At 50.3% G+C, this 8,592-nt stretch carries 9 protein-coding genes; 6 read left to right on the top strand and 3 right to left on the bottom strand.

The annotated features are described in order from the left end of the window. Together HOK28_00430 and HOK28_00435 are read left to right on the top strand one after the other, a co-directional pair. On the top strand, positions 1-356 hold a 356-nt coding region (locus tag HOK28_00430; GenBank protein MBT6431524.1), incomplete at its 5' end, for a hypothetical protein. 320 nt (positions 357-676) lie between these two features. Continuing rightward, positions 677-1,012 carry an SCP2 sterol-binding domain-containing protein gene (locus HOK28_00435; GenBank protein ID MBT6431525.1) on the top strand — a complete coding sequence of 112 codons (336 nt, stop codon included), beginning with the start codon at positions 677-679 and terminating at the stop codon, positions 1,010-1,012. A gap of 11 nt (positions 1,013-1,023) precedes the next feature. On the opposite strand, the gene HOK28_00440 is transcribed toward HOK28_00435, so the two are convergent. Further along, positions 1,024-2,118: an NAD(P)H-binding protein gene (locus HOK28_00440; protein MBT6431526.1), complete on the bottom strand. Its 1,095-nt coding sequence runs from the start codon at positions 2,116-2,118 to the stop codon at positions 1,024-1,026. Between the two features lie 480 nt (positions 2,119-2,598). Between HOK28_00440 and HOK28_00445 the strand changes: the two genes are divergently transcribed. Further along, positions 2,599-3,105: a DUF2505 family protein gene (locus HOK28_00445; GenBank protein ID MBT6431527.1), complete on the top strand. Its 507-nt coding sequence runs from the start codon at positions 2,599-2,601 to the stop codon at positions 3,103-3,105. Between the two features lie 4 nt (positions 3,106-3,109). On the opposite strand, the gene HOK28_00450 is transcribed toward HOK28_00445, so the two are convergent. Then, entirely contained in the window at positions 3,110-3,670 is a 561-nt protein-coding gene (locus HOK28_00450; protein ID MBT6431528.1) for a DUF4377 domain-containing protein, read from the bottom strand. Positions 3,671-3,923: 253 nt separating this feature from the next. Between HOK28_00450 and HOK28_00455 the strand changes: the two genes are divergently transcribed. The 3 genes from HOK28_00455 (at position 3,924) to HOK28_00465 (ending at position 6,936) form a co-directional block, all read left to right on the top strand. Further along, the gene (locus HOK28_00455) at positions 3,924-4,490 is read left to right on the top strand and encodes a hypothetical protein (GenBank protein MBT6431529.1); all 567 of its coding nucleotides are present in this window, start codon (positions 3,924-3,926) and stop codon (positions 4,488-4,490) included. 100 nt (positions 4,491-4,590) lie between these two features. Continuing rightward, positions 4,591-5,784, top strand: a complete 1,194-nt coding sequence (locus HOK28_00460) for an acyl-CoA dehydrogenase (GenBank protein ID MBT6431530.1) — start codon at positions 4,591-4,593, stop codon at positions 5,782-5,784. A 9-nt stretch (positions 5,785-5,793) separates the two neighbouring features. Then, positions 5,794-6,936 (top strand): acyl-CoA dehydrogenase, encoded by a 1,143-nt coding sequence (locus HOK28_00465; GenBank protein ID MBT6431531.1) that lies wholly within the window; start codon positions 5,794-5,796, stop codon positions 6,934-6,936. On the opposite strand, the gene HOK28_00470 is transcribed toward HOK28_00465, so the two are convergent. Next, the gene (locus tag HOK28_00470) at positions 6,933-8,498 is read right to left on the bottom strand and encodes a glycoside hydrolase family 1 protein (protein ID MBT6431532.1); all 1,566 of its coding nucleotides are present in this window, start codon (positions 8,496-8,498) and stop codon (positions 6,933-6,935) included. The genes HOK28_00465 and HOK28_00470 overlap by 4 nt on opposite strands. Positions 8,499-8,592 lie beyond the last annotated feature (94 nt).

Consider the following 8,592-nt stretch of genomic DNA (forward strand, 5'->3'; position numbering starts at 1 on the left):
ACCTCTACGGATTCGTGGATGAGTTTGGTGCGGATGATTTGAACCACTTTGTGGTGCTTGTAAACGACTACAAACTCTTCAATGAATCAGTCATCGCACGAACTTCGGTCATCCTTGGTTTTGAAGACCTGTCTATTCTTGACGCTGACGGTGTTGCGGAAGTTGACGATGAAGGCGCCGAGAAAACAGGGACCACCATCAGTGGTGTTGTGTATCCAAACCTAATCATCAATGCTTTTGAAAATACTGAATTGAACCTCGGAGCCTTTATCTATTTTGGCCGAAGCGACACCAAATTTGGCAGTCCGCTTGCCGGTTCTAATATGTTCTACATGAAGGCCAAGTACTCCTTCTAATCCTATTTCTAGACTCGCTGTGTCATCACCGGAGTTGCTTCGGTGGTGATGCCTCAGCGTGTATTTATCTTCTCCCTAGTAGAGCTTAAAAGTCCGCTGCAGGTCAGACCTGCGATCCCTGATTGAAGGGGCGGCGAGCGCTCCTAACCGCGTTCTGCAGGCTTCTGAGCCAACCGTAAAAAGCAGTGACAATATGTTAAACTTTGTAGGGGGCCTCTTGCTTGACAGAGCCCTTGACCCTTCTCTATGTCCTTAAGTGAAACGTGTTCTAGATGACACGGGATTCATTTTAGAACTAAGCCCTTTTGGGAGGTACCACGATGTCTGCAATTACGAATGCAAAAGAATATTTCGATACTTTGGACCAGCGCTTTGATGCTGATGCTGCAAAGGGCTTGAATGCAAGCTTTCAGTTTGAACTCGGCGGCGACGGCGGCGGCACTTACTGTGTGAAGGTAAACGACGGTGCAATGGAAATCCAAGAAGGTGCTGAAGCTGAACCAACATTTACGCTGAAGATGGAAGCTGAAGACTATATCAAAATGGCACACGGCAAACTCAATGGCGCCATGGCGTTTATGACCGGCAAAATGAAAATTTCAGGGGACCGCTCATTGGCGCAAACCATGAAAAAGATTTTTCCGCTTATCAAGTAGAGCGATAAGGCTTAAGCCGGGTTTAGAGACCAGGTAACGCCCAGAGGTGCGAGCTCTTTTAAAAATGCTCGCGCATCAAATGCCCGTCCCGTGGTGGTAACACCTGCGGTGCGGGCTTTGTTTTGTCTTAGCCACGATGCACCCAGCGCAGCGCATGCCCCCGATATTCCGTACACATCATTGCCCTGAATCAACACCCGAGTGCTCTTGTCGGCATTGCCACCTTCTACGACTACGTGCCAAAGACCCTCTTGCCGTTCCTCTTCAGTGGGATGCGGGAGTTTATTTTGGAGAAGGCGCGAGGCTTGATTGATGACGAATCCAGGAGTCAAAACCGAGAGAAGGGGTCTGAAGAAATCAAAGCCCGCAAAACCCTCCGCTTCCTTTTGCGGCAAAAGTAAATCCGATGAGCAGGAGAGGAGAGCAGGGTAGTGGTGAGGAAGCAGCACGGTATCGCCGCCCGGGAACGGGACAGCATGGTACCGGTTGCCCACGCCGGGTAAGTCGACGGCTTGGGAACGCCACTTTCTGGGCTGTTTGGTAAACTGTCCACTGGCATAGGTGAGATAGGGCGCTTTAATCATTTCAAGCGCGCTCACAGCGGTACCGGGGCTTGGCCGAAAAGGGTCCAGGCCGTGGTAGGAATGACAACGTGTCATTTCACCAACTGCCTCATCCGCTAACGCAGCGCCTAAGTAAGCAAAGGTGAAGTCGCAAGCGTGGCCTGTGAGTAAGGTCAGATTTTTGTCGAGAGCTTCTTGGTGGTGTTCATTGTAGACGCTGTTCATAAAAGGCTGTTCGGCGGCAGTATCCACATAGTGTGCGCCAGCCTTGATAGCGGCCTGAACGACCGGCATGCCGTAGCGGCGGAAAGGACCAACCGTGGAGAGGACCACGCTGATATCTTCGAACCCTTTTTGAAGACTTGTAGGGTCTTTCACATCAACCTGGCGAAAGCCTTGTGCATGGGTGCAGTTTTTTTGAAGAGCTTGAAGCTTATCAGGGTTTCGGCCAGCCAGGATGTAGGGAACCTCTAAGCGGTCTAGGGCGGCAGCACAAAGTTTGCCGGTAAATCCGGTGGCGCCAAGTAGCAGTATAGGCTTCATGATTGTTTCATATAAGACATTGGAAGCTCATGCCCGCAGATTCTGTACCGATATGTCTCTTGGCTTAGAGCATGGTTTCAATGCAGATATCATAATCGTCGCACGTGGGCTCTGCCAGACAAGCTTGGAGGGCCGTGTCGATTAAATCAAGTTGCTCTGAGCTGTAATCAGCGGTTTGGACGTTGAACTGATTGACGCAGGCTGCATTGGAGCCAGAAGTAAATTCAACTCCGAATTCAGCTGCCTAGCATTCCTGAGTGCGGTCGCATGCCTGACTGACGATGCTGGTTCCGCATGCCATTAAGCTTACGCTGAGTAAGATTCCAACGGCTGTTTTTAGAAGTTGCATCAGGTAATCCTTTGCAGGGGAGAGTTGAGGAAGAGATATAAGAATAGCCGGTCATAGTCTAGCTGCGACTCTCTCTTGTTCGAAATGGAAATTCCAAATACAACCTCTTTGAGCACATTTGGAGTTGTACGATGAATAAGACAATCAAGCACCGCTTTCCCGTTGGTAAAAAAGTATTCTGGGAGAAAGTGTATTTTGATGCTGATTATACAAAAGGGCTTTTTCTTGAAGGTATGAACTGCGAGAGCTTTGAAGTGCTCAGTGAATCAGGAAGTGTTGATACCAAGCTTGTCCGGGCGATTAAGAGCACACCTCGAGTGGAAATGCCGAAGGCACTGAAGAAGGTTTTAGGCGATGCGATTTCTTATACGGAGTCAGGGACCTACGACTCAAGTACCGGACGCTACTCCTTTGAAGTAAAAACTTCAGCTCTGCCAGATAAAATCAAAATCAGTGGTATTTATTGGGTGGAAGAAGTTGGTGAAAACGAGGTGGAACGTATCTGCGAATTAACCTTCGAGGTGAAGGTCTTTGGAGTCGGTAAGCTCGTCGAGCAGTTCATTGCCCAGAGTTATGTTGAGAATCAGCAAAATGCCGACGCATATACTGCGGCCTGGATTGCTCGGGAGCTGACCTGACGGATTAGATTGTGCTCACGGAAATTAAAACCATCGATAAGTCTTCTTGAAATTCGAATTCTAGAGTTGTGGTAGCTTCGCCCTCCAAAGCACCGACCAGAGATTCACACACAGCACCTGTACATGAGAAGGGCTGTTGGTCCAGAGTTCTCCACTGGGTGTTGTCGTCGGCACTGATTTGTTGAACGTGTGGCGCGTAGCCTTCTTTGTACTGGTCTGGAGAAATGACAAAGCTAAAGGTGGTACCTGCGGGGACAGGCTCTTCCTTCACGATTTCGATCAGATCAACTTGAATAGAAGAACCATCCATGGGGGGCTCACTAAGGTGCGTGGTTTCGGTGATGATTTCATAGGTCTTACCCCATTCATGGGTGAAACCATAAATACCATCGTAATTCACTGATGGTACTTCTTCCTTCGCGGTTTGGGTAAGCAAGCACATGCCATTGACCAAGCCAAAGCACGGTACCTTGTATGACTCTACCTGAACGGTATTCATTTCACCGCCACAAGCAGTGAGTAAGGTTAGAGCGCTAAGTGTGACTAGAATATGAGTAAAACGCATCAATAGCTCCTGCTTGGTTATTGGTATTACTTAATACACTAGCAAGCTCGGTGCCATGTGGCGTGAGAGTGGACCAGCGAGGCCTAACGTACTGAGAATACTTAAATACGACGAGTGGGTGTCTGGAGCTGGTAGAGCTCTGTGTCAACAGATGGCAACAGCTGGTGGACAAGAATATCCAGATGAATGCATACAATTCTTTTCTTGTTCTCGTGTCATGAGACCTCTAAAAGTTGTTCAACAAGGAGCGCCCATGCCTGGACCCTGGCCCGTTACATTGATCACCTGGAACCAGCTTCAAGAAAACGCCGAGCCGCCGGCTTTTGATTTTGGTGGGGTGAGACTCTTCAAAGGGCCAGGCGGCAAGAAAGGGCCCAACTATTTGGCGGTGATTCCTCGTGTCGAAGATGCTCTCGAATTAGCCGAACACGCCACACCTGAACTGGATGCATGGACTATCGATGTGATTGGTAGCTATAACATCATAGATGAAGCGTCGACCTCTCAACCCTTGGGCGATGCGTGCAAGGGTCTCATGATTGGCCTCACGGATTGCCGCTCAGAGCAAGACCAGGAGGCATTCAACACGTGGTACCGCGATGTACACGCCGCCGATGTGATCAAGGCAGGCTTTCACGAAACGGCATTTCGTTATCGCAATCAGAACCTCTCGGGCTCGCCTCAGTACTGTGCTCTTTACGAGACCTCTCAGGGCGGCTTTGAAGCCTTTAAGGCCTTGATGTTGCATTACCGGGAACAACCATCACCAGTGGCCGATTTCTGCGTGGTTCGGCACGTGTGGGCTTTAGAGGCCACCTGACTTTTGAGCTTTTCTAGCTATAAATCGATACAATTCCAGGCTTGAATCGAACCCCAAAAACCTCCATCCTGACGGTAACTTAGAGGTAAGGAACCACTTCATGTCAGAGCTTGAAACATTCAGAGCAGAAACCCGGGCATGGCTTGAAGAAAATGCGCCCAAGTCGCTCTATGGCACCCGCAAAGGTAAGTTCGATGGCTACTGGGGTGGTCGCAAAAATCCAGAGGACAACTCTGATGTGTTGGCGTGGTTCAACATGATGCTGGAGAAGGGCTGGACGGCTCCAACATGGCCTAAAGAATATGGCGGCGGCGGACTCAGTCACGAAGAAGGTAAGATTCTCAATAAGGAATTGGTGCGTTTGCAATTGCCACCACCGCTGGTGGGATTTGGCCTAGCCATGATTGGTCCGACACTTCTCGATTATGGGACCGATGCTCAAAAGCAAGAGCACATTCCCAAAATAGTAAAGGGCGAAATCCGCTGGTGTCAGGGTTATTCTGAACCTGAGGCTGGGTCTGATTTAGCATCGCTAAAAACCAGTGCGGTCAAAAACGGTGACCACTTCATTATCAATGGGCAGAAGGTCTGGACGAGCCACGCCAACAAGTGTGATTGGATTTTTTGTCTGACCCGCACAAGCAGTGAAGGCGTGAAGCAAGAGGGTATCACCTTCATCCTTTTCGATATGGAAAGTGAAGGCGTCACCGTTCGGCAAATCGAACTCATCAGCGGGGCCTCTCCTTTTTGCGAAGTGTTCTGTGACAATGTCAAAGCACTTGCCGCGAATGTGGTAGGCGAGGTGGGTGATGGCTGGAAAGTTGCCAAGGCTCTTTTAAATTACGAACGCTCCATGATTGGCGAAGCCATTGGTGGCCAGATGGAAGGCACTGAGACAAAGCTGGTCGAGCGGGCACGAGACTATTTGGAAACACCAGAGGGTAAGCTGCCGGATGCAGGCATGCGCGCCAGTCTTTCAAGTTTTGGAATGGATGAAATGTGTTTCATGCTAACTATCGAACGTATTCGCCAAACCGTGGTGGGCGGTGCGAACCCAGGAAGCGTAAGCTCTATTATGAAAGTGGCCGGTACAGAGCTTAAGCAACGCCGATGGGAAGTGGGAATGGAAGTAGCTGGCCCTCAGGCTCTTGGCTGGGAAGGCGAGGGCTTCACTCCAACTGAGCTTTCAGAAACCAAAGAATGGCTTCGCTCACGTGCTAACTCCATCGAGGGTGGTACCAGCGAAATTCAAATGAACATCATCGCCCGGCGTGTGCTGGGTCTTCCAAAGTAGGAGCCGAACATGAAAATGGCTTATGATGAAGACCAGCTTTTCTTGCAAAAGACAGCCCGTGAATTCGTTAAAGCGAAATCTCCGGTAAGCCGAATGCGTGCCTTACGGGATACGCAAGACCCTATTGGGTTCTCTAAAGAACTTTGGAAAGAAATGGCAGAGCTTGGCTGGCTGGGTGTGAACCTGCCTGAAAGCTTTGGTGGGTCGAATATGGGGTTTGCTGACTTATGCATTCTCTTGGAAGAGAGTGGGCGCAACCTGATGCCTGAGCCCTTTGTTGAAACTGTTGTGACGGGTGCGGAGCTTATTCTACAAGCTGGTACACAGGCTCAAAAAGAGACGTGGTTATCCTCCATTGCCACAGGCGATGCGGTGATTGGATTGGCCTATCAAGAGGCAAGAAGCCGGTACAACGTATGTGATGTGCAGCTTCGAGCTGAGTCATCCGGTGAAGGTTTCGTGCTCAGTGGCGAAAAGGTTCAGGTTTTACAAAGTACCGGCGCAAGTGTTTTGGTCGTTACGGCAAGAACCCGTGGCGAACGAAAAGACGAAGACGGCATCACCTTGTTTCTCGTAGATCCTACACTGGAAGGTGTTGAGCTTAGATCGCAAAAACGAGTGGATGGCCTCAACGCGAATATCGTTTCGTTAAATAATGTAGAGCTGGGGGCTGACTCCGTTCTGGGAACTGTCAACGAGGCAATGACTGTCCTGGCTCCGGCGCTTGATAAGGCGCGGATTGCCATGGCGGCGCAGATGCTTGGTTCGGCGGAACAGGCCTTTTCATTGGCATTAGATTATCTAAAAGAACGCAAACAGTTTGGTGTGGCCATTGGAAGCTTTCAAGCATTACAGCACCGCGCCACCAAGCTCTATGTGGAACTCGAACTCACGCGTTCGGCAGTGATGGCGGCAGCGTCTTGTGTGGATGAAGCGCCTGAGAAGGTTGCCATGATGGCAAGTCTAGCCAAAGCTAAAGCAAGCGAATGCTTTTTACATGTTGCCAACGAAGCCATTCAGTTTCACGGCGGTGTTGGTGTGACCGATGAATACGACTTGGGGTTCTACCTCAAGCGTGCACGGGCGGCGTCTCAAACATTAGGCGACGCCGACTTTCACCGTGACCGCTGGGCGGAGCTAAGAAGCTACTAATAGAGCGTTCCCCATTTTTCTTGAATGGCCGGAGTGACCTCTTGGGCTTCGATAATCTCGGTATAGCAACTGGCGCTTTCGCGTGGCGTACGAGTTTTATCTTCCGAGTCGTAGTCGACCTTAATCAAGCCAAACTCTGGCCAATAGCCGTCGGCCCATTCAAGGTTGTCTACCAGGGACCAGTGGTAGTAGCCGCGCACATCGATGCCCGACTCAATAGCGTCCTGAACCACTTGAAGGTGGGATACGATAAAGCTAGCACGCATGTCGTCATTGTCATCTGCTAGACCGTTTTCAGTGATGCGCAGTGGCACACCAAAGCTTGCTGCATGTTCCAGCACCTTTTTTAGACCCTCTGGGTGAAGTTCCCAATCCATATCTGAATAGAGGCGGCTGGTATCCGTATTCTGTAAAACAGCTACAGGTGCTGTTACGCCTTTGCCTTCAGCGCATGGCATGACGTCACATAAAGTGGTGAGAGAATCGCTGACCATGAAACGGCCGTAATAATTGATGCCAATCCAGTCGAGCTTATTGGTTAGCTCTTCAAACGTGCCTTCACCTTGGTCATCGTAATCTTCGTCGGCGTTAAGGTCTACTTTACCATGGGCCATGCCGTTAAAGAGAATGTGGTTGTAAAGGTATTCAAGCTTCCGTGCGCTTTCTACATCGCCAGCGTTGTCAGGATCTGCCGGCTCCATGACAGGACGATTTTTAGCAATGCTAACCATTGCGCTCTTGCCGTCGCCATCAGCATCTACGAGGTCTCGTGCGTGGATGGCATCGTAACCTGCGGCGTGGGCATACACGATGTTAAACATTCCGCGCATGGTTGTCTCAATTTGGAGCGAGCCTCCAGGAGGGAAAAATCCCATGAGATAGCCGCCCATAAGCATAGACATAGGCTCGTTGATGGTAATCCAGGTATCGATTTTAGCGCCAAATTCCTCGGCCATATCACCAGCATATTCGGCAAATGAGGCAATGATGGGTGCTTGTCCAACGGTCACTTCCGGGTGGGCAGGCCAGCCGCCCATGCCCGCTTCGGGCTCAATGAGGTTGTGGGCCCATATTGGGAGTGTGAAGTGTTGGAGTGTGAGCAATACGCTGAATCCTCGCGCGTGCGCGGCATCGATTACATCGTGGTAATGGTTGATGACATCCTGGTCATAAACGTTGGGCTCGGGTTCAATCTTAGCCCACTCAATGCCCATGCGAATGGCCGTGTGACCAAGCTCTTGTGCCAAGGCAAAATCATCGTCGTAGCGGACCCAGCTGTTGGGCCCGTCATCGTTTTTGGCACAATCTACAATGGTCTCAGTTCCCGTGCGTATGCCATCTACGGTTTCCAGCTCGCACATCGACTCCCATTGGGCCCAATCGCTGGTGGTGTTGCCGCCTTCAATTTGCCAAGCAGATGTTCCGGTACCCCATTCAAAATCGTCGGGAAATACACCAATGGTATCCGTGTTTTCAGTTGTGGCTGAGTCGTTACCGGCGTCGGTGCAAGCCAGCGTAGTGAACGTCATCGCCAAAATAAGAATTGAAAAATAGTTGCGCATGTTTCCTCCCAGAAGGCGCGCACACTACTCAGAGTGCTGTGGCGCTTCAAGTGAACTCATGGATAATGTGTTGAGCGGTTCATTCTATTCGGGC

The sequence above is a fragment of the Deltaproteobacteria bacterium genome, assembly GCA_018668695.1.
Lineage (GTDB): Bacteria > Myxococcota > XYA12-FULL-58-9 > XYA12-FULL-58-9 > JABJBS01 > JABJBS01.

What these genes read in the sequence shown, in the direction of transcription:
- HOK28_00435 (MBT6431525.1), top strand. Translation starts at nt 677, where the DNA reads ATGTCTGCAATTACGAATGCAAAAGAATATTTCGATACTTTGGACCAG.
- HOK28_00440 (MBT6431526.1), bottom strand. Translation starts at nt 2,118, where the DNA reads ATGAAGCCTATACTGCTACTTGGCGCCACCGGATTTACCGGCAAACTT.
- HOK28_00445 (MBT6431527.1), top strand. Translation starts at nt 2,599, where the DNA reads ATGAATAAGACAATCAAGCACCGCTTTCCCGTTGGTAAAAAAGTATTC.
- HOK28_00450 (MBT6431528.1), bottom strand. Translation starts at nt 3,670, where the DNA reads ATGCGTTTTACTCATATTCTAGTCACACTTAGCGCTCTAACCTTACTC.
- HOK28_00455 (MBT6431529.1), top strand. Translation starts at nt 3,924, where the DNA reads ATGCCTGGACCCTGGCCCGTTACATTGATCACCTGGAACCAGCTTCAA.
- HOK28_00460 (MBT6431530.1), top strand. Translation starts at nt 4,591, where the DNA reads ATGTCAGAGCTTGAAACATTCAGAGCAGAAACCCGGGCATGGCTTGAA.
- HOK28_00465 (MBT6431531.1), top strand. Translation starts at nt 5,794, where the DNA reads ATGAAAATGGCTTATGATGAAGACCAGCTTTTCTTGCAAAAGACAGCC.
- HOK28_00470 (MBT6431532.1), bottom strand. Translation starts at nt 8,498, where the DNA reads ATGCGCAACTATTTTTCAATTCTTATTTTGGCGATGACGTTCACTACG.